The sequence below is a fragment of the Parabacteroides gordonii MS-1 = DSM 23371 genome, assembly GCF_000969825.1.
Taxonomy (GTDB): domain Bacteria; phylum Bacteroidota; class Bacteroidia; order Bacteroidales; family Tannerellaceae; genus Parabacteroides; species Parabacteroides gordonii.
Genome location: NZ_KQ033919.1, coordinates 1,923,780 through 1,950,573 on the forward strand (window position 1 = coordinate 1,923,780; position 26,794 = coordinate 1,950,573).

A 26,794-nucleotide genomic window follows, 5' to 3' on the forward strand; every position below is an offset into this window, starting at 1 on the left:
TTCTTCTTTTAAATTTTGTGCAAAGATAGGAAATTAATCTTCAGTTTACTCAGCATACATTGCTTCAATCTCATTGGCATATTTTTGCAGGACAACCGGACGACGTAATTTCAACGTATCGGTCAGTTCCCTTCCTTCCATCGTAAACGGTTGGGGAAGCAAAGTAAACCGCTTGATCTTTTCATAAGAAGCCAGGTTCTTCTGATGTTCCTCAATATGCGACTCTATCAGACGGATAATCTCGTTATGGGCAACCAACTCTTCACGGCTACCATACGTTATACCTTTCTTCTCTGCATACTCTTCCAATAAGAGATAAGCCGGCACAATCAAAGCACTGACAAACTTACGCTGGTCGCCGATAACCGCAATCTGCTCGATATACCTATCGCTGCTCATTTCCATTTCTATGGCCTGTGGAGCAATATATTTCCCATTGGAAGTTTTATAAAGGTCTTTGATACGTTCAGTAAAGAATAGCACATTACCTTCCAGACGTCCGGCATCCCCGGTACGGAAAAAGCCGTCTTCCGTAAACGAACGGGAGTTTTCTTCCGGTTTATTATAATATCCGGTGGTAACCGTTTTTCCTTTCACCAGGATCTCCCCGTTACTTTCATCTATTTTTACTTCAACCCCCGGCATAATCTCACCGATCGAACCAAACTGGAAGCCTATTTCCGGATAGAAACACACAGTAGCCGTAGTTTCACTCAATCCATAACCATAAACAATAGGGATATTAACAGACTGCAGGAATTCGTTCACCGTATCAGACAGCGGAGCCCCGGCAACAGGGAATAAACGTCCCCGCTCAATACCCAGAACTTTCTTCAGCAAGGTAAAGACAGTCTTATCATAGAATTTAAATTTGGACTTCAGGCAGAAAGGAGCCTTTAAACCTTTATTCTTATATTCCAGATTATATGAACGACCGGTCTCTATCGCATCCAAAAAGATCTTTTTCATAAAAGGAGCAGAAGAATTGATCTTCTCATGAACTCCCACATATACTTTTTCCCAGAAACGGGGAACATTACACATCAGCGTAGGATGAACTTCCGGCAACGTTTTCTGGATCATCTTCGGATCCTGGTTTATAGCGATCTTCACCCCTTTATGCAGACAGTAATACGTCCAGGCCTTCTCGAAAATATGAGTCAAAGGAAGAAAACACATGGATGTATCTTTATCGTTCACCATCGGCAAACGAATATCATGGATGCGCATCGCTTCCAGATAATTAAAATGATGGAGGATAACACCTTTCGACTCGCCGGTCGTACCGGATGTATACATGATCGTTGCTATATCATCGGCCGTAGCCTCATTGGTACGGATCTTTACGGTTGTCTCCGCATGAGCAGTATCTCCCAAACGCAGGAAATCTTCAAAATAAATAGAAGTTTTATCTTCCGGATTCAATTTAACGGCTGAGTCAAATACCACCAAACGCTTCAATACGGTCGATTCCTTCTGAACTTTAAATGCATTATTATACTGCAATTGTTCGCCCACAAACAAGGTATGTATATCCGCATCATTAATAATATATTCTATCTGGGCCGGAGAGTTGGTGGCATACATCGGGATAGAGATCACCCGGTTTCCATAAGCCCCGAAATCAGTAAACAAACATTGAGGCATGTTCTGAGAATAGATACCGATTTTCTCCTGTACCTCTATTCCAAACTCTGCCATCGCTTTAGCAGTAAGCATTACACACTCAGAGAAATCTTTCCATGAGATCTTTAACCATTTTCCGCTTTCATGATCGCGGTATTTCAAAGCTGTACGCGAGCCATATTTTTCAGCCTGCCTATGAATTAATTCAGCATAGTGGTAATAAACCATAAATCTTCTTTTTGAGTTGATACAACAAAAGTACGGCTTTCCTACTGAATAGCAACAGATTCCCTTCTTTTTTTACACACAATCGCACTTTTTGTGCAAAAACATAAACTCCATATCAGGGCCATCCGGAGAAAAGCGTGTTAAAATAGAATAAATATAGTAGTATGTATTGCATAGTACATAGGCAATACATATATTTGCATCATAAAACTATAAAATATGAATGCAGAGAACGTAAAATCACAAATGAGAAAAGGGACACTGGAGTATTGTATCCTCCTGCTTCTCAAGAAAGAGCCGGCTTACACCTCTGACATTATTCAGAAGTTACAGGAGGCTAAATTGATTGTAGTTGAAGGCACCTTATATCCCCTTTTAACACGATTAAAGAATAGTGAGCTATTAAGTTATCAGTGGATAGAATCGACTCAGGGTCCGCCCCGCAAATATTACCAACTCACTCCGACGGGAGAAGAGTTTCTCGGAGAACTGGAAAACTCGTGGCAGGAACTAAATGATACAATAAACCACATCAGAAACAATTAAAACAGCAAAACAATGAAGAAGACACTTACTGTTAATTTGGGAGGAACAGTTTTCCACATTGACGAAGACGCATATCAACTATTAGATAAGTATCTCTCGAACCTGCGCATACATTTCCGCAAAGAAGAGGGCTCTGAAGAAATTATGAACGATTTCGAAATGCGTATATCCGAGCTTTTCGGCGAACGGGTTCGTCTGGGTCACGAAGTGATCACGATCGAACATGTCGAAGAGGTGATCAACCGCATGGGGAAACCGGAAGAAATATTCGAAGAGGAAAAAGAGGAAGAAAAAGAGACTACGGGAAAACGTGTTTATCAGGAACAAGTAATCTCCGGCAAGAAAAAACTGATGCGCGACCCCGACAACCGCGTAATCGGCGGAGTTGCCGCCGGTATTGCTGCCTATATGGGTTGGGATGCCACAGCAGTCAGATTAGCGATGATCCTGCTGCTCTTCATTCCGTTCGTACACTGGATGGCTTTATTATACATTATACTCTGGTTGGTAATGCCGTTAGCAAAAACGGCAGCCGACCGGCTGATCATGCGGGGAAAAAGCGTCACGCTTGAAACGATCGGACAAACGGTTACAGACGGTTTCGAAAAAGTTTCAAACAATGTGAATGACTATATAAGTTCTGATAAACCCAGGAGTTTTTTTCAAAAAATAGCTGATCTGTTCGTCACAGTGTTCGGCTTCCTCTTAAAATTTGGAGCTGTCCTGGCTGGTATCATTTTACTGCCACCTCTCCTGCTGGTCGTATTTATATTGTTTGTTATAACAGTTGCCTTGATTGGAGGAGGGGCAGGAATATTATACCAACTTTCTCCTTTCGGAATGGATCTTTACAACGGAGTCCCTGTTTATATAGCGGTAATAGGCTGTATCGGCATCATCTTACTGATCGGAATACCTGCAATAGCACTGCTTTTCGCCATATTCGGACAATTATTCAATTTAAAACCGTTGCCCAATCCTGCGAAATGGACATTACTGGCCATCTGGGTACTTGCTCTTATTGGCTGCATTATTTATTTTGTAAACCTGGGATTACCGGCACTTAGTCCGTACCTATGGCACAATTCTAATTTTTCAATACATATATAGGGAGATTAAAGACTTTTGTTTATAAGTAAATGTGTGTTTAAAAAAAGAAGGCCGCTCTGTCTCAGAGGGGCCTTTCTTCTAAGGTTAACAAATTTATGAGTAAAAACCACTAATGAATCATTTAAAAAAACCACTACTTCTGCAGTTCAAAAACTAAGCAGAAATAGTGGTTACAAATATACGTATTATTTTGAATAAAAAAAGACTTTACCCAATTATTTGTACGCTTTTCTTATCAAGGCGGCAATTGAAGCCAATTCTTCCTGGCTTATTGTCATTTTTTCACCGCCGAAGTACATGTCCGATTCCTTGGTTATAGGGATCAGGTGAATATGGGCGTGAGGTACTTCCAACCCCATCACAGCCAACCCTACGCGCTTGCACGGAATAGCAGCTTCCTGCGCACGGGCCACACACTTGGCAAATGCCATCATTCGCCCTAATGATGCGTCTTCCACGTCAAAAATGTAATCAATTTCTTTCTTCGGAATCACCAATGTATGCCCTTTTGCAACCGGGTTGATATCCAGGAAGGCAAAGAATTCTTCGTCTTCCGCAACTTTATGACAAGGTATTTCACCAGCCACTATTCTACTGAATATTGTTGCCATATCTTATTGTATTAAATTGAAATTTCCATCACTTCGAAAGTCATCAAGCCTGACGGCACTTTGATTTCTACAACGTCACCAACTTTCTTACCCATCAGTCCCTGAGCGATCGGAGTACTGACAGAAATCTTACCTTCTTTCAGATTGGCTTCCGAATCAGAAACCAAAGTATATGTCATCACAGCGTTATTCTTTGTGTTCTTGATCTTTACTTTATTCAAAATCTGCACTTCGTTTGTTTGAACACGCGTTTCATCGATCAGACGCGCATTAGCCAACAGGCCTTTCAACTGAGACAACTTTGCCTCCATTATACCCTGAGCTTCTTTTGCAGCATCGTATTCTGCATTTTCAGATAAGTCTCCTTTATCTCTGGCTTCAGCAATCTGGGCAGAAATCTCCGGTCGTTTCACGGTTTCCAAATAGTTGATTTCAGCTAAAAGCTTATTGTAGCCGTCTTCTGTCATATAACTAACAGCCATACTAAATCCTCCTAATTATTGATTATTAAATTAATATTTATACCACATATAAAAAAAGAATCCCGACCAATAGCCTGGCCGGAACTCCTCTTTCTCTTTATTTTAGACTAGGCAAAGATAAGACATCTTTTCAGAATGTACAAACCCTTGCAAGTGCTTTAAAACATATAAATCTGATTACTAGTAAAATACATTAAAGTACAGCTTTCACATCGGCTTCCAGTGTTTTAGGATCATCCACACGCTTCACCAGGTTACCTTTGCGATCGAGTATGAAAATCGCCGGGAGTTGCTTCACATTATACAATCCGGCAATCTGCGAATAAACCGACTGCGGATCGCGCACTGTCACCCAAGGCAAATTCGAAGCTGCATTTTTCCAGAAGTGAGCATCAGAGTCCAGAGATATCTGGTAAATATCCAATCCCTGTCCGTGATACTTCGTATAAATCTCGCCTAATGCCATATTCAGCGCCGGCGACCATTCTGCCTGATAAGCCGTGAAGTTAATCACTACCGGTTTTCCTTCTGCCACACCCGACAACTTCACCACTTCCCCTTTCAGATTCGGCAATTCGATATCGAGGAAGCTTATTTCGGTTGTTTTCACATCATCAAAGTTCACCGGACGTTGTGCGCGAAGCACTTTCATAGATTGCAATGTCAGGTTGTACAGATGTTTGGAACGCGGGCTGCCCGGATAGAAATGATCGTAGCTGGTCGCTACTGCACCATAGGCTTTCACATCATTCCTGTCATATAAGTCAAAGAACAACAGACCGTCAATTTGCTGGAATAATGCAAAGTAGGCAGCTGTAGACATCGGAGCCGAATAAATATATTTACGGGCTACCTCCTTATATGCCTCTGCTGTTTCCAGCATCTTTGCACGATAAGTCGTATCCGCTATATGCTTATCTTCGTATTCCTTACGCAATCTGCCGATCGCCTGATTTGCATCCAGCTGTGCCAGCGTAATTGCTTTGATCGCCTTGGAGTTCTCAGAACCTTCTACCGTATAGGAAGTTGCAAATGTCCCCGCATCGGCAGCGATAGTAACCGTTTCAACCGAGTCGATCGCGAAATTGATCAACTGATTATTCAACCGCAAGCGGTAAAAATCAGGAAATCCCGGACGTTTATGATTAAATTTAAATTTGCCGGCAGCCGTCAGTTTGACAGAGTCAAGAGTTTCGACATTCGATATACCCACATTCTCCAGGTACATGGTCTGCCCATCAGCTCCGGACACCACACCTTTCACTGTAAAATCGGATGCATTGTTACATGCAGTGAACAACAGCATACATATTCCGATAACAAGCAGTAACTGCGCAGATATTTGTTTCATTCTTTCTTCTTTACAATGTTCGTAATTCCGATGCAAATATACATTATTTTACAATTGTGGCACTATTATTCTCAAAATCTTCCCTTTATTTTTATAAAAAAGAACTTTTCTGATGTTTTTTATTTTCATTTTCATGCATTTACAGGTAAACTTTCATTACATTTGCACCAATTTTTACAGATAGAAAAATAAGAAAGAAGATTATGCTTAATCCAATTAACAAGACGATCGAGTTGGCTGATGGAAGAACCATCACCATCGAGACCGGGAAGTTGGCAAAACAGGCGGACGGTGCGGTTACCGTTCGTATGGGCAACACAGTGTTGCTGGCTACTGTTTGTGCCGCAAAAGATGCAAATCCCGGTGTTGACTTTATGCCGCTGCAAGTTGAATACAAAGAAAAGTACTCCTCATTTGGCCGTTTCCCCGGAGGTTTCACAAAAAGAGAAGGAAAGGCTTCTGACTACGAAGTCCTTACATCACGCCTGGTTGACCGCGTGTTGCGTCCGTTATTTCCGGACAACTACCATGCTGAAGTATATGTAAACGTTATATTGTTTTCTTCTGACGGCGAAGACATGCCGGATGCACTGGCCGGTTTAGCCGCTTCTGCAGCTCTGGCTGTTTCAGATATTCCTTTCAACGGTCCGATCTCCGAGGTGCGTGTAGCACGTGTCGATGGTAAATTCATTATCAACCCGACATTCTTAGAATTGGAAAAAGCAGATATCGATATGATGGTTGGTGCAACTATCGACAACATCATGATGGTGGAAGGTGAGATGTCTGAAGTACAGGAATCTGAAATGCTTGAAGCCATTAAGGTTGCTCACGAGGCGATTAAAATACAGTGCCAGGCACAGATCGAACTGTCTGAAGCTTGCGGCAAGCTGGTAAAACGTGAATATTGCCATGAAGTAAATGATGACGAATTACGTAAGGATGTACACGACAAATGTTTCGCTAAAGCGTATGCTGTTGCGACATCAGGTACAGACAAACACCAGCGTCACGATGCTTTCGAGGCAATCGTAGAAGAATATAAAGCCAACTTCTCTGAAGAAGAACTGGCAGAAAAGGCTGAAATGATCGGCCGTTACTACCACGATGTAGAAAAAGAAGCTATGCGCCGTGCAATCCTCGACGAAGGTAAACGTCTGGACGGCCGTAAGACAACTGAGATCCGTCCGATCTGGATCGAAACAGATTATCTTCCGGGACCTCACGGTTCAGCAGTCTTCACTCGTGGTGAAACGCAGTCACTGACAACTGTTACGCTTGGTACCAAAGCCGACGAAAAAATGGTTGACGACGTACTGAACCACAGCAAAGAACGTTTCCTTTTACATTATAACTTCCCTCCGTTCTCTACCGGTGAAGCAAAAGCTCAGCGTGGTGTAGGACGTCGCGAAATAGGTCACGGAAACCTGGCTCACCGTGCATTGAAACGCATGATACCGGAAGATTACCCCTACGTTATCCGCGTAATCTCTGACATCCTCGAATCAAACGGTTCTTCTTCTATGGCAACAGTTTGTGCAGGTACGCTGGCTCTGAGAGATGCCGGTGTTCCGATGAAGAAACCGGTATCAGGTATCGCAATGGGGTTGATCTCTGAAAACAAAGGTCAGAACTATGCTATCCTTTCCGATATCTTAGGAGACGAAGACCACCTGGGAGATATGGACTTCAAGGTAACAGGTACAAAAGACGGTATCACTGCTACTCAGATGGACATCAAGGTAGACGGACTGTCATACGAAATCCTTGAAAACGCATTAGCTCAGGCAAGAGAAGGCCGTATGCACATCTTAGGCAAGATCATGGAAGCTCAACCGACAACCCGTGAAGATCTGAAACCGCATGCACCTCGTATCGAAACGATGATGATTGGTAAAGAATTCATCGGAGCCGTAATCGGCCCGGGCGGAAAGATCATCCAGGGTATCCAGGAAAAAACAGGTGCTGTTATCACGATTGAAGAAGTTGACGGATTCGGTAGAATCGAGATTTCAGGAACAAACAAAGATACTATCGATGCTGCTATCAGAGCAATCAAAGGTATCGTTGCCGTTCCGGAAGTAGGCGAAGTATACGAAGGAAAGATCTCTTCTATCATGCCTTACGGTGCATTCGTTGAATTCATGCCGGGCAAAGACGGTCTGCTTCATATCTCTGAAATCGACTGGGCTCGTCTGGAAACAGTAGAACAGGCTGGTTTGAAAGAAGGCGATACGATCCAGGTTAAGCTGGTAGACATCGACGCAAAGACCGGTAAGTTCAAACTTTCACGCAAGGTATTGTTGCCAAAGCCGGAAGGTTACGAAGAACGTCCGCCGAGACCAGAAAGAGGCCCGAGACCAGAACGTGGCGACCGCAGTGACCGTGGCCCTCGTCAGGATCGCGGCGATCGCAATAACCGTGGCGATCGTTAATAAACGACTTTCTTATACATTATATAAAGAGCTATCCGCAATTCGGGTAGCTCTTTTTTTACCTCGTTCCATTAAACCTGCTTGCTCACAATTATCAGCAAGCCTGTTTACAATTATGGGTAAACCTGTCGATAATTATCAACAAGCTTGCCCATAATCATCGACAGCAAAATACAATAAAGAAAAAACCTGCTCCCTTAACAGAGAACAGGTTTCTTACCTCTTATAATTAATTGTTTTTATTTACTGCAAGAGCAACGCGGTTTCAGTTGTTTGAAGAAATCGTTTCCTTTATCGTCAACCAGGATGAAGGCAGGGAAATCTTCTACTTCGATCTTCCAGATTGCTTCCATTCCCAGTTCAGGATATTCCAGACATTCTACCTTCTTGATACTTTCCTGTGCAAGGATAGCAGCCGGACCACCGATACTTCCCAGGTAGAAACCACCATGTTTCTGGCAAGCGTCTGTTACCTGCTGGCTACGGTTACCTTTAGCGATCATGATCATGCTACCGCCGTTGTCCTGGAACAGGTCGACATATGAGTCCATACGACCGGCAGTTGTCGGGCCAAACGAACCGGAAGCCATTCCTGCCGGAGTCTTGGCCGGGCCTGCATAATAAATAGGATGATCTTTGATATACTGAGGCAGACCTTCGCCCTTATCGATACGTTCTTTCAGTTTTGCGTGAGCGATGTCGCGGCCCACCACGATTGTACCGCTCAAAGAAAGGCGGGTTGAAACCGGATATTTGGTCAGTTCTTTCAGGATATCTGCCATCGGCTGGTTCAGATTGATCTTAACTGCGTTACCTTCACCGGCTTTACGCAATTCTGCAGGGATCAGACGGCCTGGGTTGGAATCCATCTTTTCGATCCAGATACCATCTTTATTGATCTTACATTTAATATTACGATCCGCAGAACAGGAAACACCCATACCCACCGGACAAGAAGCACCGTGACGGGGCAGACGAACGATACGTACGTCGTGTGCATAATATTTACCACCGAACTGAGCACCCAGACCAATGTTGTGAGCAGCTTCCAATACTTGCTTTTCAAGTTCGATATCACGGAAAGCACGTCCGCCTTCGTTGCCGCTTGTAGGCAAATTGTCATAATAATGAGTAGAAGCCAGCTTAACAGTCAGCAGGTTCTTTTCTGCTGAAGTACCGCCGATAACGAATGCAATATGATAAGGAGGGCAAGCAGCCGTTCCTAATGTCTTCATCTTTTCAACCAGGAAAGGAACCAGAGTTGTCGGATTCAGGATCGCTTTTGTTTCCTGGAACAAATAAGTCTTGTTGGCAGAACCACCGCCTTTTGCTACACAAAGGAATTTATATTCCATACCTTCAGTTGCTTCCAGGTCAATCTGTGCAGGCAAATTACATTTTGTATTTACCTCGTCATACATATTCAACGGAGCATTCTGAGAATAACGCAGGTTTTCTTCTGTATATGTTTTGTAAACACCCAACGACAACGCTTCTTCATCGCAATAACCTGTCCAGACATGCTGGCCTTTTTCACCGTGGATGATTGCTGTACCTGTATCCTGACAGAAAGGAAGCTGGCCTTTGGCTGAAACTTCGGCATTACGAAGGAAAGTCAGGGCAACAAATTTGTCGTTGTCGCTGGCTTCCGGATCACTCAGGATCTTAGCAACCTGTTCGTTATGTTCGGGACGAAGCATAAAAGCCACATCACGGAAAGCAGCGTTAGCCATTGCCGTTAGTCCTTCTTTTGCAATTTTCAGCATCGGTTGTCCTTCAAATTCGGATACCGACACATAATCTTTTGTAAGCAGATAATACTCTGTAGTATCCGGTCCCAGTGGGAACGGTTCCTGATACTTGAAAGGAGGTGTTGCCATATCTTTATTATTTAATTATGTAATATTGGTTTTATAATTCAAGAATGATCCGTTTTCGCATGGCAAACTTAGATAAAAATCACGAAATACGGGAGAGGTTTTGAAAAGAAAAACATATATTTGCATGAATATGAAAAAGCTTACCATATTTTTCACATTGTGTCTGCTCATAACCAACCATTTGACAGCACAGATAAGTCACGGAGGCAAACCACTTCCGATGACGGAAATCAACACCCGCTCCGGTAGCATATTCAAAGAAATGCCATCCTTTGATATAAAAGAGCAACTACGTATCGACTCCCTAAATGAAAGTGATTTGCGCAGTGGTTATCACTTTGCCTATAAGTTTATGACGGACTTTACACCGGAAAATTCGGGTACTCGCTTTACACTGGCGGATGGTACCCGGGTATGGCGTCTGGGTATACGCTCAGCCGGGGCTTACTCTATTAATGTATTATTCTCGGAATATGAAGTGCCGGAAGGTGCCCGGCTTTTCCTTTATAATCCTGATCAGACACATATATTGGGTTCATTCAACCAGCTTAATAATTCGGAACTGGGATTATTGCCTGTTGCACCGGTGAAGGGAGACGAATTGATCATCGAATACCAGGAACCTGCAAATGCTCCGTTTCACGGCAAGTTGAAGGTTGGCGAAGTGAACCATGATTATCGGGGATTTAAAAGATATGAGCCCAAAGGAGAAGATCCTTTTTTATGGTGCATGAAACCATTGGTCTACCTGCAAGAGGAAACAGATAAATATGACGAGATCGGGCGAAGCATCATTCTGATCGTTATCAATGGAGAAACAGCTTGTACGGGTACATTAATTAATAATACGGAAAATGACGGTAAACCTTATATTCTGACAGCCTCCCATTGCCTGAACAATCGATTTCAGATTCAACCTGACTATGAACAAGTAGCAGGCAATATCGTTACCTTTTTCAATTATGAAAGTCCGCTTTGTGACCCCGTTATGAGAGGCACAGAAGAAATGTCAATGGCATCAACCCTTTTCAGGGCGACCAATGAAAATACAGATATGGCATTACTAGAACTAATAGAAACTCCACCAGTTTACTATCAGCCTTATTATGCCGGATGGAATGCAAAGAATCAGGGAACTGCGCCTTATATCAGTATACATCATCCAAAGGCATCCGTAAAAAGATTTGCAAAAGCAGAAAGTGTTGTATTAACTTCTTTTTCTTTTTTTGAGAAGAATGGACACTGGCATGTCAAGGAATGGGCAGAAGGAAGTACACAGGACGGCTCTTCTGGTTCTGCCTTATTCGACAACAACAATCAGATAATCGGAGGACTTTCCGGAGGAGGAGCAAGTTGTTCACAGCCATACGACGATTACTATTTCGCATTAGCCAAAAGCTGGGATTTTTCCTCTGATGCCGACAAACAATTAAAAGCATGGCTCGACCCTGCCAACCGAAACAAAGAACTCACCTGTAATGGCCTCGACCCTTATAGTACCACACCCGCTATCCGCCTGAGTAACATTAGTGAAAGCGGTAAAACAAGCACGATAGAAACGACAGCCCTCCCCTCACCCGGAACAGGGCCGGCTTTCGGAAACAACTCATTAGGCATGACCGAGTTTGCAGAGATTTACAAAACGACTGGCGATGCCACTATTTTCGGCACTTATATAGTCAATCCGGCTATCAGCGACTCTAAAAACATCGACATAGAAATAACCGTATACAGTGGCTCCGACAAACCGGAAAGGCTTTTACATTCCGAATCATTCCAACCGAAATTCACAACGTTTGAGAAAGAAGACTTCGAAAGCGTCTCCAAGCCATTGAACCGCGATCAGGAATCATTTATTACATTTTCCGAACCGGTAGCGGTGTCCGGAACTTTCTTTGTCGGATACAGAATCAAGTCTTCTACAGAGAATGTTTCCTTCTCGGCATTCAACCTTCCGAAAGGAGAAACCACCAAGAACACCACATGGATCAATTATAAAGGGCAATGGATAGAGGCAACCGCTCACCCGGCATCACCGATGAGCACATCCTTGTTTGTGGATCCGGTCATTCAGTATAACACGGCATCAGCCAATGCTTCGATCGAAAAAAGTAATCCTATCCGTATCTTTATGGGGGCAAATCCCGGAACAGTTCATGTCCTGCTACCGGAAGATATCCGGCAAGCCCGGTATACTTTATTCACGGCAGATGGAAAAACATTGCAGGGCGGCACGGTCTACGCCGGGCAAAATACAGTGACAACACCCTCTGCCACAGCAGGGATCTATCTGATACAGGTTACTTACAATAATGAAAGTTTCACGCAAAAGATATTATTTTAATCAAAAATACACAATAAGTGAGTCGGAAATACCAGATTGTTGTATGATCAAAGACAAAGCAAATACAAAAAATTAACCTAATTACATCGGAGTAGTCGCCTTAAGAAAGGCCATAAATACTACTATTTGCATCCATTTCAGCCAAAAAGAGGTTGCCGATTCATTAATAAGTATTAATTAGAAAGATTTTATTGTATCTTTGCTATTCATAACAAAAAAATGCTTTAGTTTTGCACTTTGATGGCTAAGGGACAATTGAAAGTGAATATATAAACATAGTAACATTTTAAACTTACATCAAATTATGAACAAAAAGTTTTTATTGTCATTCTTCGTAATGGCAGCAATTTTAACCCTTTCTTCTTGTTCTAACAAGTTGAAACCGCTAGCTGAAGAGTATATCAAAGCTGAGCCGCAGCCGCTAGAGGCTATCGGAGGCAAAGTTCCGGTAACTATCAACGCAACATTCCCTGCAAAATGGTTCAACAAAAAAGCTGTTGTAACAGTAACTCCGGTTCTTCGTTACGCAGGTGGTGAAGCATGGGGAACATCTTACACTTACCAAGGTGAAAAAGTAAAAGGCAACAATCAGGTTATTGCACAGAAAGAAGGTGGCAACGTAACTATGAAGTCTGCATTTACTTACAAACCGGAAATGAAAAAATCTGAATTGTATTTGACTTTCGACGCAAAGATCAAGAACAAAACAGTTAAATTGCCAGACGTAAAAATCGGTGAAGGTGTAATCGCTACTTCTGAACTGGCTGACGCTGCTACTGCAACTGCTGCTATCGCTGCTGACAAATTCCAGCGCATCATCAAAGAAGCTCACGATGCAAACATCATGTTCCTTATCCAACAGGCTGAATTGCGTGCTAAAGAGTTGAACTCTGACGCAATCAAAGAATGGAAAGAACTGGTTAAAAACGCTGACGAAGCTCCTAATCAGAACGTAGCAATCGAAATCTCTGCTTATGCATCTCCTGATGGTGGTGTTAAGTTGAATACAGGTCTGGCAGAAAGACGTGAAGGTAACACTTCTAAATATCTGAACAAAGAGTTGAAGAAAATGAAAGTTGACGCTCCGGTTGACGCTCGTTACACTGCTCAGGACTGGGAAGGTTTCAAAGAATTGGTATCTGCTTCTAACCTGCAGGACAAAGACCTCGTATTAAGAGTTATCTCTATGTATCAGGATCCTGAAACAAGAGAAAAAGAAATCAAAAATATCTCTGTTGTTTATTCTGACCTGGCTGAAACTATCTTACCTCAGTTGCGTCGTTCTCGTTTGACTGCTAACATCGAAATCATCGGTAAGTCTGACGACGAAATCAGCGCATTGGCTAAGAGCAATCCTTCAGAACTGAACATCGAAGAAATTCTGTATGCTGCTACTCTGACTAACAACGATGCTGAAAAGATGGCTATCTATACAAAAGCTTCTGAATTGTATCCTAACTGCTACCGTACTTGGAACAACATCGGTATGATGGCGTTCAAGGCTGGTGACCTGGCTAAGGCTGAACAGATGTTCAACAAATCTAACTCTGTTAAGGCTAACAACGAAGCTAACATGAACTTAGGTCTTATCGCTCTTACTAAGGGTGACCAAGCTAAAGCTCAGCAATTGTTCGGTAACGCTGCTGGTGTAGCTGAATTAGGCGAAGCTCTGGGTGTTCTTTACCTGGAACAAGGCGAATATGCTAAGGCTGTTAACTCTTTCGGTTCAGTTAAGACAAACAACGCTGCTTTGGCTCAGTTGTTAGTTAAGGATTATAGCAAAGCTTCTCAGACTCTGAACGCTGTTGCTAACCCTGACGCTACTACTTCTTACCTGAAGGCTGTTGTTGCAGCTCGTACAAACGATGCAAACGCAGTTATCAGCAACCTGAAAGCTGCTATCGCTGCTGACAAAGCTATGGCTAAAGAAGCTGCTATCGATCTGGAATTTGCAAAATATGCAACTAACGCAGATTTCGCTAGCTTAGTTAAGTAAGTAAGTTTACAACCTACATACAAAGAGGGAGCCCAAAAGGTTCCCTCTTTTTTTATGTCCTAAAATATACCTGTATCCTATCGGAATGACCCATAAATAGTTTATATTTACAGCAGGAAACAAATGGATCAGAAACCACTTAATAGACTAGTTATGAAACGAATTCTACTCTTTTGCCTGATTTGTATCGTGCATACTACCGGCCTTGTTGCTCAGATAGACAGTACACAATTTCTGTTGAAAGGTTTTCAGGATGGATACGTCTTTTACAAAGACGGCCGTCAATTCCAGGTTCCGATGAACTATAGCCTGCCGATCAAGAAATTCCTCTTTCTTGACCCAAACGATAATAACAACATAAAAGAATTCCTCGAACCGGAGATGGTCGCAACGATCAAGATCGGGGACAGGATCTTCCTGCCTACCAAAGACGGAGCCACGGAAGTACTGCAAATGAATCCACCTCTTTTCGTCCAATACAAAGGTTCGATGCGTTGGGAAGGGAAACAGGTTGGATACGGAGGACGTTCGGAAACCTCGGCTGTAGAGTCTTATTCCACCTTCCAGGCCGGAGCCACCGTACATAAACTGGAAACAGAAAAACTTATCCTAACCAGCATATTCAAGATATTCCGCATCGAACGAGGCGGCAAGCAATATCGTTTCTCCAGCGAGAAACAATTCCTGAAAGCTTATCCGGAACATAAAGAGGTATTAAGGAAATACATTAAAGACAATGATATAAACTTCGAAGTAATAGAGGATGTGTTGCAGGTTTACAACCATGCGGCGACCTTGTAGAATGTTTTACCAGTTAAAATTCCCCACTTCTTTTATTCATGTGGGGAATATTCCCCACTACTACGGGGATTATCCCCCACAACAACGGGGAATGTTCCCCACTGCAATGGGGATAAACTCCCACTGCAATAGGAGATCCTGTTCCCGTGCTTAACATGACAGATCACAAAGGCACAGTGCCTGAAATCTTTACAAATACCGAATTTCGGAAGATGTGTGAAAAATAACCGGGTTTTACTTGTTTTATCCGATGATACTCCATACTTTTGCTACGTACTCCGGTAAAGCGTTACCGGTCAGTACATTTTATTGATTACGGAAGCGTTTTAAAGATATTATCCTTTTAATGAAATCTCGACAATTTCAAATGCACTGGATAATAGACAACAAGAACGCTCACGTGCCTTTCCTTGTTATACCTATTCATAGGTGTATATATTTGTACATTTGTATGGATTAACAAGATAAAGGGCGTGGGTTGTTGTTTATATCAGTGCATTGGGCAGTCGAGAGCCTCATTAAAAGATATATCAACAGTTCCTACGCCTTCTTTATTTTTACAACATCCATTCTGGGAATTGATGGATACCCTAATAAGTTTTCAATATGAAAAGGGTAACTTTACACAAAATGATTGACAGGCCATCGTCGAACCACAACATGGCAGCTACCGGACAACCGACCCCCTCCGGCGGCAAACGAACCTTACATCTTCTACTGGCACTAGGCATCGGACTACTAGCCAGCAGTAGCTGGCTGCAAGCACAAACTACAATTTATGTAGATGCAAACACTGGTGTTAATATTAACAATGATGGCTCACAAGACAAACCCTACAAAACAGTAGCAGCTGCTATAACAGCCGCCAGTAGCGGTGATTCTATTATTCTTAAAAGCGGAACATACGCTGAAGCACTGACTATCGACAAGAAACTGACTATCCAAGGAAAGGATAGCACAGAGGCCGGTTCGGTCATTACCAAGCCAATAACAGTTGCTACCACCGAGCCGGTAGTATTATCCCAATTACGTATATCTGTTTCGGGAGATGTGTCTGGAGTGGAATATTCGAATAAGGCCGATGGAGGAACTATTTCGTTGAAAGAGGTTGCATTGTACAGCCCTGACTCGGGTTTAAAAATAAACAAGGAAACAGCAACTAATAAGTATAGTGTAAATATTGAAGATTCACATATTAATGCTCCTAAACATTATGCAATGTGGGTAAGAGGACAAGCTACTAATGAAATCAAAGTCAAAAGTTCTAAACTGGAAGGTTGGTGCGCCATTTATGCTTCTTTGGGACAACCGGATATCACTATAACAGATTCGTATTTGTATGGAACCAATAGTTATGGTGATAAATTCACTATGAATTGGGAGACCAATGCCCCCAGTAATGGCTTCGCAACCTTAATATTGGAAAGTACACAAAATGGCAAGATACAATTAGAAGACACTTATGTTGCAGCCCTGCATACGGCTGAGTCGACACAAGGACAGGCAGTCATTTCTTTTCAAATCAGATATTCTACTACCAGTAGTTATGTACGGAATGTAACCGGCAACACAGTGACATTGAAAGGTACATCTTCTTTATACATGGATCGGGGGGATGTTTCCAATCCGGTATTGGCATACTCAGAAACAAAAGCGACAGACAAGGATGGAGAGGAGCATATAGGCGAAAACAACAAAATAGTTTTGGCTGACGGCTGGAAAGGTTCGATCACTTATGGCGTAGACAATAAAAAGCCATCTTCCGTATTATACGCAGATAAAAACAATGAGTACCGAAACTTCTTTGTCCCTGCCGCCATTAAAGATTTGAGTAAATTTACAGTAGCGACCGACTCTGTAAACATGGAAATTGAAACAAGTGGCGATTTCAATGCGGCTGTTACCGCCTTAAATGCCGGTCCGCGCAAATGTTCCATCCAATTGGCAGAAGCAGAGTATGATTTTAGCAATACGCTTTTTACTGTAAACAAGAATTTAACCCTATCGGGAACAGACACGACAAAGACTATACTTAAAGGTGCAATCACTCTTTCGCCCGATGACTCCGCAACCGATACCACCCGTATTGCTATCAAAGGGATCAAGTTCGATTATGCACCACAAAAGGTAAGTGGCACGGATTCTTGTAAGCCTTTGATTGGAATAAAAGGAAATGTAAATCTACTGGTTGAGAATTGCCTGTTTAATAATCAGACTGCAGGATATGGAGCGTACAATACGATGTTACCAGCCAAACAACATCAGCATGTGTTTTATACAGCACCAAATGCAACAGGTCGTTTAGCATTAAAAAATTCTGTTGTTAATCTAAACGCTAATTGCCAAAGTTGCATTCTAGTGGATGGCATCATGAAAGATATCTCTCTTACTAATGTAAAAGTAAATGGAAACACTGAAGAAGGAAGTTGCCAGTATGGAGTATATATCTTCCATGAGAAAACACCTGTCACTTTAGATAATACAACCATATTACTGAATAACCATTATTGCATTTATGCAAAATATGCAGGTAATCAAACTATAACGGTAAAGAATAAATCTCTTCTTTCAGGATATGGAGCTATCTATTCGTTTGGATCTGAAAATATGATCATTAATGTTTTAGGAGGAAGTACATTAACTGGTATCACGAAAAACAACGGCCCGTCCGATAGTTTTGGCGCACTCATATTGCAGGCTTCAAACAATAAAGTTACGATCGAAGATTCGTACATAGGAAACGAGTTTAGGGCAAAGCAAACCGCATCAATGACTCCTATTCTGTTTAATAGCAATCCATATAAGTCAGATGGGAAAGACAAATATGCCCAGAATAACACGATAACGATAAAAGGCCGAAGTATTATCAGAACTTTAAAAAGTCAAACTAATCCAACCCTGGTAAGCTATGGTCAGGATTTAGCAGAAGATAACAACACTATTATCATTGAAGGTAACCAGATACAATTAAAAGATCAGGATGATAAAGATTGTATCATAATAAATAAGCCAGAAGGTGCTTTCAGAAATGCATCAGCAACTATTCTTGCGACTATTGACTTTGGAGAATTGTATGATACAGTGTATTATCATGAACCAATAGCGCACGCTGGAGATATGATTATGGCAACAGATACAACAGTAGACAAAACGCTGCGTTCATTAAATGCTGCTAAAGACAACTTTTTTCAAAAACCAAATACTGCAAAGACATGGGAAGCATATACTATCCCCGACAATATAGTTTTCCATTGTAAAGACGGCTATTTAGTAACAGGGGAAACGGCAGCAAAGGAATTTGCTAATTCAATTTCCGACAAGCCCGTTTTCTATCTAAAGCAAACAGCTACTAAGTTTAGCACAGTTGCTGTCGGCGATAACCGGGTAAAAGTTCCGACCAGCACCACCTGGAACAATGCCAACAACGCCAACCGTTCGGTTGAAATTGCCGACAATGCAACGCTGACGATCAACGTCGATATGGCTTTGGATACCGTCTTCATGGCAGAAACGGCACAGCTGAAAACCAGTGCCAACGTAACAGCCAGAGCAGTACAGTTGACTTATAACGTAGCAAAGAGCTGGAAAGCTTTCGGTTTCCCATACACAATCGGTACGGTTAAAGACGTTGAAGGTACAAAGGATATCCAAACCGTTGCCAAAGAGAATGATGGTATCTGGACAGCCAATATCAAAGCCACTGCCCCAATATTCGAGGTAAGCTCCCAAAATACAAGACCCGCTGCCACCTGTATCATAGCCGCCAATGCAAACAGTAAGATCGTTGTTACTTCAAGCGGTTCTATCTCGTTGGCATCTAAAGCAGAACCGGAGGCTCCGGTAATACCGGAAGCAGCCAATCTTGTAATGAAAAGCGGAACGGAGCACTTTAAAATGGTAGCAAATCCCAACACCTACGATATCCAGCTGACGCAAACAGCTTATATATTGAGTTCGGACGGCACTACCTTCGAGCGCAAAGACAACCCGACAATCAAAGCCTTCCAGAGCTTTGTACTGGCTGACAAACAGACAACCTCAACACTGCGTTCGCTGCGTGTCGATGAAACACCGACCGGTAACGAAATCACACCGGTTGCCGGCTATTATGTTCAGACAGGCAAAGGAACAATTACAGTTCATACGGCTGCTCCGGTACTGGTAACGGTGGTCGATATAGTAGGACATGTTTATTTCAACGACCGTGTATCCGGCGATTATCAGATTGCCGTACCAGCCGGTATCTATGTTGTAAACAGACAGAAAGTAATAGTTAAGTAACAATTTAAACAATAGAGAATATGAAAAAGATAAAATACCTTATATCTCTGGCCCTCCTTGCAGTGGCTCCGACGATATATGCCCAGACAAAAGCAGCTCCGGAAGTTCCCACATTCAAGGTTACCCTGAATGTTACGAATAACGGAGGAGGTTCAGATACCCTGAGAGCGAAAAAGACAACAAGTGACGATAAGTATGAAACGCTTTTGTTTCATAGCACCCCCCAGAAGCCATCCACGTTGGATCAGAAAGTCACATACAACACGGACGCAAAGATCATCATGGTGGCTGAAGCACAGAAAATGCTGGAAAGTTTTACGGTGAATAACACGGATAAGTTATCAGCGGCTAACGGTGCATTTCAGACGACCGGTACCGATAAAGGACGCAACACCTACTCTTTTGCATTAGGAGAACTCAAAGAAAAGACTGACATCGTGCTGAAATGGGTGGATAAACCGGAAGTGAAAGTGACAATCAGTGGCACGGAACAAACGGTGAATACCACCAGCGGCGCAACCGCTGTCACGGTTACCACCGATATTGCAGATTTAACTTTGACACCGACCTATTATTCGGACAAGGCATGTACGACTAGCACCACCCTTGATAAGATTAATAACGCCGGTACATATTATATAAAGCTAAAAACAGACGAAACTTTCAATCATAAAGGAGTGGATATGGTAGTTCCTCTGGTCATCAATGAGAAAATAACATTGAGTGTAGCAACCAATCCAACGGTTAGCACCGGAGCTTTGCAAGGCCAGCCGCTTTCTACTGTTACCTTTACAGGTGGTAAAGTTACGGTTGATGGTAAGGCAGACCATGTGATAGCAGGCACCTGGTCATGGGATAATCCGAATCTGGCTCTGAAAGGCGGTACCAATAATTATGCAGCAACCTTCACACCTGACTCTTCAGCTATCTACAATGCCGTAAAAGTTTCAGCGATCAGTGTCGCGGCCAAGAAAGTAGCCACCGTGACGGTTAAGCAGACGGTTGGCGGTACGGTTACAATTGATAAAGCAACTGCCGATAATAAATATGTAGGAACAACGGACGCTTTTGCAGATATAAAAGCAACAGCCACTCCGGATGCTGGATATAAGTTTGTAAAATGGGTAATACCTTCTAATGCAGAAAGTGCCGATTCAGAAACAGCCGTAACAAAAGAATTCAGTACTGTGGAGGATGGAACAGTTATCACCGCAGAGTTTGCCAAAGCGACCCGCAAAGTCAAATTAGCAACTATGACTGATGGTACGGTAGAAGTCAGAAACGGGACAACAGCTTTATCTCTAAACACAACAGGTATTGACATCGAAGTCGGAACCACCCTGACGCTTACAGCAAAACCGAATGAGAGTAAGGAAGTTGTGAAATGCGGATATACCTATAAAAAAGAGAATGCTAACGGCACCGATCCGGAAACAGATGCAACCAGCTTCGTTGTAGGTGGAGAGAAAGAAGGATCTTATACAATCGCAGCCACGTTTAAAGAGATCGTTCCTGATCAATATATGATCAGCGTTTCTTCAATGGAAAATGGTACGGTTGTAATGAAACAAGGGAATGATATTGTCACCCCGAACTCTTCGGTTGTAAAAGGGAGTACGGTTAATATCATCGCCGTTCCGAATAAAGGTTATCGTTTGAAAGAATTACGGGCAGGCGGTACGGATATTACAAAAACCGGCCTGGCTACCGTAAACGATGATATGGCAGTAGTCGCCACCTTCGAACCGGAAGAATATCTGGTATCTACCGATGGGTTGGGGCTAGCAGATATTACTGTCAGTGGTGTAGCCTCTTCCGGCAGTAAATATGCCTACAAAAGTAAATTGCAGGTATCGGCCAAAGAAAAGAATGCCGACAACTACAAGATCATTTCACTGTTAGTCAATAACAAACCGGTAGCCAACGGTAGTGAAATAATAGTAGAAGGGCCGACAACCATTACCGTCGATATACGTCAGTTGGTCGATCTGAAAATACTGAATCCGGAAGTAACCACCGTTACCTACAACTCGAATATACAGGAATACGCTGTCGAAACAGCTAATAATCTGGGTAACTTCAACATCAAGTACAGAGCTTCCGGCAATTCGAATTACACAGATCCAATTGCAGCCAATACATATACCGTTGTTATTACTCGTCCTGCAGATGATATATATAAAGCTGTAAACGAAACACGTACCCTGATCATTGAAAAGGCTCTGCCGGGTATTCTGGATATTCCGGCAGCAGAAGAAATAAATAATCAGGCAACGGGGAAAGAAGTAGCCAACACTACAACAGTAAAAGGTGTATGGAGAAAAGGAGGTGTAACGGAAAGAAAGTCTTTATTGTTAACAAAGACAAGTGGAGAAGTAACTTTTGAAACGATCACTTTCTATCCGGAAGATCCGAACATATCACCGGTTACTGTTAAGGCTCCACAGACAACCGAGATGAAGAATAAAGCAGAAACTAAAACTATAACAATCAATGGCTCTGAAAACGGAGTTGTCGGCCTCAAAAATCAGGATGCAGATGTAACCAGCGGCCAGAAGTTAATGGTAGGTTTGAAGCTTACGGTTACCTTAAAAGCAAATCCGGGTTATAGGATCGATTGGAGCAAAGTTACAGTTGATAGTAAGTCTTTGGGTGCGGATCACACATTTACAATCGAAGACAAGGACATGACAATTAATGCTTCACAAGCTTTTGTGAAAAAAGAAGAGGTCAAGATCAATTCTTCCTCCCAAAGCATTGAGACAGCTTATACCAGTATGCCAGTCAACGTTACTGCTACCCAACTAACTCTCCCTGCATCAGTAGCTGCCGATGAGTGGATATTCACTTATAAACAAGATGAAAATCAGGCTGCCCCGGTTAATGTTGCTTCATATGATATTTATGCATCTTGTAAAGAAAGTGAGACGCATACAGCTGCGACTGCGACAAAAGTAGGTACATTAAAGATTGAGCAAGCGAAGCTCACTACGGGTGATAAAACGACGATCGTCTTACCTACCGCAAATGGCGTTTTGACAGGAGCCGCCCTTTCCACTTCGACACTTACAGGAGGTTCGGTTAGTTTAAACGGACAACCAATAGCCGGTTCCTTTAAGTGGGCAAGTGAGAATGCTACGGTAAATGCAGCCGGAGAACAATCAGTTTCATTCACTACTACAAATACGAATTATGACGCTTCAACTCTTAACGGTTTAAAAGTTTATGTCAGCCTGTTGGATGTACAAACCCATACAGTAACCATCCAAAAAGCTGGAAATGCCAATGGGGAAGCACTGATAACGAATGCAAGCGGCGTTGAAGTAAAAAGCGGTGACTTGATACAACAAGGAATGCAGTTGACCATCACCCCGGTAAAAGGTGAAATAGAAAGCGTCATGGGAGTAGATCATTCTGTAAATAAAGATGCCAACGACAAAGTACTTTTCTGGACATGTACAGCCCCAGCTAACGACTTCACACTGACTATCACTTTCAAATCGGGCACAGTCGATCCGGGAAAACCGGAAGAGCCGGAAAAACCGGGTGATAAAGAAACAGCAGTCACCGGTATCACGCTCGATAAAACAACACTGGAGTTGCAAACCGGAAAAACGTATCAACTGATACCCACGATCACTCCGACAGATGCAACCAATAAGTCTGTTAAATGGATCAGTACCGATCCCAAAGTGGCAACGGTTACTTCAGACGGGACAGTGAAAGCAATAAAAGGCGGCAATGCTACAATCATCGCCACAACTGAAGACGGCGGTTACACCGCCCTGTGCGAAGTAACGGTAAATAGCACTGCAACAGGTATCGAAGAAATCCTTTCCGAAAGCCGTATATACGGACTAAGGGGAGCGATCCGCATCGAACCGGCAACAACGATGAATGCAATGATTATCAGAATGAACGGACAAATTGTTTATAACGATACCATCAGCGCATCCGAACAGATCCCGGCCGGTAGCGGCATCTACATCGTACGCCTGTCGGCATCCGGTAAAACAACGACAACCAAAGTGATCGTAAAGTAAGCAGTTTACGATTCTTAGAAACAAAAACGGATGGTTCTTTACAGAGCCATCCGTTTTCTATTATAGTATATTACTTCTTATTATCTACCCTGACGCTTACGCTCCGTTTCATCCAGGATGATCTTACGCATACGCATATAGTTCGGTGTGATCTCTACATATTCATCTCCTTTGATATACTCCAAAGCATCTTCCAGACTGAATACGATAGGAGGAGCCAATGATACTTTATCATCAGAACCTGAAGCACGCATATTGGTCAGTTTCTTCGACTTCGTTACGTTTACTACCAGATCACCTTCCTTAGTGTGTTCACCAACCACCTGACCGGCATAAACATCTTCCTGCGGAGAGATGAAGAAACGGCCGCGCGACTGAAGGTTGTTCAACGCATAAGCAAATGCCGTACCACCTTCCATAGCAATGATCGAGCCGTTGCTACGACGTTCGATCTCCCCTTTCCACGGTTGATATTCGAGGAAACGGTGCGCCATGATCGCTTCACCGGCAGAAGCAGTCAGAACGGCATTGTTCAAACCGATAATACCACGTGAAGGTATATTGAATTCAAGATGCATACGGTCGTTCTTGCTTTCCATCATTGTCATCTCGCCTTTACGCTTCGTTACCATATCGATGATACGGCTGGAAGACTCTTCCGGGAGATTGATAGTCAGCTGTTCAACCGGTTCGCATTTTACTCCGTCAATTTCTTTAATGATTACCTGCGGCTGACCAACCTGCAATTCGTATCCTTCACGACGCATTGTTTCGATCAACACAGACAAGTGAAGTACGCCACGGCCATATACCAACCAGGAGTCGGCCGAATCGGTAGGAACCACACGCAATGCCAGGTTCTTATCCAACTCTTTCTGCAGACGCTCAAAGATATGGCGTGATGTCACGAACTTACCGTCTTTTCCAAAGAACGGAGAGTTGTTGATGGTAAAGAGCATAGACATGGTCGGCTCATCGATCGCGATCGTCGGCAATGCTTCCGGTTCATTTACATCAGCAATTGTTTCACCGATCTCAAACCCTTCGATTCCGATAACAGCACAAATATCACCCGACTGGACTGAAGATACTTTGGTACGTCCCAAACCTTCAAACACATCGACTTCTTTTATTTTTGATTTCACCATCGTTCCGTCACGCTTACACAGCATAACATCCTGACCTTCCTTCAACTCTCCACGGTGAACACGTCCCACAGCGATACGTCCCACATATTTAGAGAAGTCGAGCGAAGTAATCAACATCTGGGGAGTACCTTCCAACACTTTCGGCTCCGGAATATATTCGATAATGGCATCCAGCAACGCCAGAATGTCTTCCTTCGGTTCCTTCCAGTCGGTCGACATCCAACCCTGTTTAGCTGAACCATAGATTGTCGGAAAGTCCAACTGTTCTTCCGTTGCATCCAGACTGAACATGAGTTCGAAAACCATTTCCTGCACTTCCGACGGACGGCAGTTCGGTTTGTCTACCTTATTAATAACAACAATCGGCTTCAGCCCCAGTTGAATTGCTTTCTGCAACACGAAACGGGTCTGAGGCATCGGGCCTTCAAACGCATCGACCAACAGCAGACAGCCATCAGCCATGTTTAATACACGTTCAACTTCACCTCCGAAATCGGCATGCCCCGGAGTATCAATAATATTGATTTTATAATCCTTATAATTAATAGAGACATTCTTGGCCAGGATCGTAATTCCTCGTTCACGTTCCAAGTCATTGTTGTCCATAAACTGATCCGGCTCTGCCTGTCCTTCACGGAAAAGCTTACCGGCTAATAACATCTTATCCACAAGCGTCGTTTTGCCGTGGTCTACGTGCGCGATAATCGCGATGTTTCTGAGTTTTTGCATCGAAGACTAATTTATTGGCTGCAAAAGTACGACAATTTTACGATATGTATGTGATTTTCATGTTGCAAAATATAAAAAAGATACTGAAAACAGTTGTCAAACAAAAAAGTTATGCATATCTTTGTCGCCGCTTAGATAATATAGTATCAATTTATTAAAGTAAAAAGAATCATGCAATTAGATTCAGCAAAGAAAAAAGAATTATTCGAAAAGTACGGCAAATCAGCAACAGACACAGGTTCTGCAGAAAGCCAGATCGCTCTGTTCACAGTTCGTATTTCTCACTTAACAGAACACTTGAAAGCTAATCACAAGGATTACAGCACTGAAAGAGCTCTGAAAATGTTAGTAGGTAAACGTCGTCGTTTACTGGATTATCTGATCAAAGTTGATATCACAAGATACCGTGCTATCATCAAAGAGCTTGGTATCAGAAAATAAGAAACAGCTTCTCCGGAAGTTCGTAAAAGGACAACTCTTTATTGGGTTGTCCTTTTTTTCTTTCAGTAAATTACATGGTAAAATAAAATATTAATGTAAATTTGCGGCGTTTAGTTACAAATTAAAAGATATACTAATAAAATCATACTTATGGGAAACAACAAAATTATCGGAGCCAAGATTAAAAGTATCCGTGATTCTAAACAACTTTCCATCGAAGAAGTGGCCGAACGTTCCGGCCTGAGTGTAGAACAGATCGAACGCATCGAAAGTAATGTAGATTTTCCTTCGCTCGCACCACTCATCAAAATAGCACGGGTACTGGGAGTCCGTCTGGGTACATTCCTCGACGACCAGTCTGAACTCGGCCCGGTAATCTGCCGTAAGAAAGACAGCAACGACTCTAACAGCATCGGTTTCACCAACAATTCGATGGAGAACCGCAAACATATGGAGTATCACTCTCTGTCGCAGGATAAGTCAGGCCGCCATATGGAGCCGTTCCTGATCGATGTGGCTCCGTCGGAAGAGGGTGTCGACTTTGTTCTTTCTACCCATGAAGGAGAAGAGTTTATATATGTGCTTGAAGGTATTCTCGAAATAAACTACGGGAAGAACACATATATATTGGAAGAAGGCGATAGCATTTATTACGACTCGATCGTTGCCCACCATGTACATGCGGCTGCTGAAAGTACAGCTAAGATACTCGGAGTCGTTTATACCCCATATTAATTGAAAG

At 42.7% G+C, this 26,794-nt stretch carries 16 protein-coding genes; 10 read left to right on the forward strand and 6 right to left on the reverse strand.

What is annotated here, in order from left to right; translation table 11 throughout:
• Positions 1-45: 45 nt before the first annotated feature.
• Positions 46-1,854, reverse strand: a complete 1,809-nt coding sequence (locus HMPREF1536_RS07660; protein ID WP_028726453.1) for an AMP-dependent synthetase/ligase — start codon at positions 1,852-1,854, stop codon at positions 46-48.
• A gap of 219 nt (positions 1,855-2,073) precedes the next feature.
• Between HMPREF1536_RS07660 and HMPREF1536_RS07665 the strand changes: the two genes are divergently transcribed.
• Positions 2,074-2,400, forward strand: a complete 327-nt coding sequence (locus HMPREF1536_RS07665) for a PadR family transcriptional regulator (protein ID WP_028726454.1) — start codon at positions 2,074-2,076, stop codon at positions 2,398-2,400.
• 12 nt (positions 2,401-2,412) lie between these two features.
• Positions 2,413-3,510, forward strand: a complete 1,098-nt coding sequence (locus HMPREF1536_RS07670) for a PspC domain-containing protein (protein ID WP_028726455.1) — start codon at positions 2,413-2,415, stop codon at positions 3,508-3,510.
• A 215-nt stretch (positions 3,511-3,725) separates the two neighbouring features.
• Here HMPREF1536_RS07670 and HMPREF1536_RS07675 read toward each other — a convergent pair whose 3' ends face one another.
• The 3 genes from HMPREF1536_RS07675 to HMPREF1536_RS07685 form a co-directional block, all read right to left on the reverse strand.
• A complete protein-coding gene (locus tag HMPREF1536_RS07675) occupies positions 3,726-4,121 on the reverse strand; it encodes an HIT family protein (RefSeq protein ID WP_028726456.1) in 396 nt (131 codons plus the stop codon).
• Between the two features lie 11 nt (positions 4,122-4,132).
• The gene (gene greA, locus HMPREF1536_RS07680) at positions 4,133-4,603 is read right to left on the reverse strand and encodes a transcription elongation factor GreA (protein ID WP_028726457.1); all 471 of its coding nucleotides are present in this window, start codon (positions 4,601-4,603) and stop codon (positions 4,133-4,135) included.
• A 193-nt stretch (positions 4,604-4,796) separates the two neighbouring features.
• Positions 4,797-5,954 carry a TlpA disulfide reductase family protein gene (locus HMPREF1536_RS07685; protein WP_028726458.1) on the reverse strand — a complete coding sequence of 386 codons (1,158 nt, stop codon included), beginning with the start codon at positions 5,952-5,954 and terminating at the stop codon, positions 4,797-4,799.
• Between the two features lie 203 nt (positions 5,955-6,157).
• On the opposite strand from HMPREF1536_RS07685, the gene pnp reads away from it, so the two are divergent.
• Complete coding sequence (gene pnp / locus HMPREF1536_RS07690; RefSeq protein WP_028726459.1) at positions 6,158-8,389, forward strand: polyribonucleotide nucleotidyltransferase; 2,232 nt, start codon at positions 6,158-6,160, stop codon at positions 8,387-8,389.
• A 239-nt stretch (positions 8,390-8,628) separates the two neighbouring features.
• Here pnp and HMPREF1536_RS07695 read toward each other — a convergent pair whose 3' ends face one another.
• Complete coding sequence (locus tag HMPREF1536_RS07695; protein ID WP_028726460.1) at positions 8,629-10,269, reverse strand: fumarate hydratase; 1,641 nt, start codon at positions 10,267-10,269, stop codon at positions 8,629-8,631.
• A 124-nt stretch (positions 10,270-10,393) separates the two neighbouring features.
• On the opposite strand from HMPREF1536_RS07695, the gene HMPREF1536_RS07700 reads away from it, so the two are divergent.
• From HMPREF1536_RS07700 to HMPREF1536_RS26570, 5 genes are all read left to right on the forward strand, one after another.
• Entirely contained in the window at positions 10,394-12,613 is a 2,220-nt protein-coding gene (locus HMPREF1536_RS07700) for a trypsin-like peptidase domain-containing protein (RefSeq protein ID WP_052349770.1), read from the forward strand.
• 304 nt (positions 12,614-12,917) lie between these two features.
• Positions 12,918-14,609: a hypothetical protein gene (locus tag HMPREF1536_RS07705; protein WP_028726462.1), complete on the forward strand. Its 1,692-nt coding sequence runs from the start codon at positions 12,918-12,920 to the stop codon at positions 14,607-14,609.
• A 153-nt stretch (positions 14,610-14,762) separates the two neighbouring features.
• Positions 14,763-15,410, forward strand: a complete 648-nt coding sequence (locus HMPREF1536_RS07710; RefSeq protein ID WP_028726463.1) for a hypothetical protein — start codon at positions 14,763-14,765, stop codon at positions 15,408-15,410.
• Between the two features lie 606 nt (positions 15,411-16,016).
• The gene (locus HMPREF1536_RS07715) at positions 16,017-19,691 is read left to right on the forward strand and encodes a DUF6383 domain-containing protein (RefSeq protein WP_150115607.1); all 3,675 of its coding nucleotides are present in this window, start codon (positions 16,017-16,019) and stop codon (positions 19,689-19,691) included.
• A gap of 20 nt (positions 19,692-19,711) precedes the next feature.
• Positions 19,712-23,734 carry an Ig-like domain-containing protein gene (locus HMPREF1536_RS26570; RefSeq protein WP_052349771.1) on the forward strand — a complete coding sequence of 1,341 codons (4,023 nt, stop codon included), beginning with the start codon at positions 19,712-19,714 and terminating at the stop codon, positions 23,732-23,734.
• An 80-nt stretch (positions 23,735-23,814) separates the two neighbouring features.
• Here the strand turns inward: HMPREF1536_RS26570 and typA are convergent, their stop codons facing one another.
• Positions 23,815-25,611, reverse strand: coding sequence for a translational GTPase TypA (gene typA, locus HMPREF1536_RS07725; protein ID WP_028726465.1), 1,797 nt, complete (start codon positions 25,609-25,611; stop codon positions 23,815-23,817).
• Between the two features lie 171 nt (positions 25,612-25,782).
• On the opposite strand from typA, the gene rpsO reads away from it, so the two are divergent.
• A complete protein-coding gene (gene rpsO, locus HMPREF1536_RS07730; protein ID WP_028726466.1) occupies positions 25,783-26,052 on the forward strand; it encodes a 30S ribosomal protein S15 in 270 nt (89 codons plus the stop codon).
• 150 nt (positions 26,053-26,202) lie between these two features.
• Positions 26,203-26,787: a helix-turn-helix domain-containing protein gene (locus tag HMPREF1536_RS07735; protein ID WP_028726467.1), complete on the forward strand. Its 585-nt coding sequence runs from the start codon at positions 26,203-26,205 to the stop codon at positions 26,785-26,787.
• Positions 26,788-26,794: the final 7 nt, after the last annotated feature.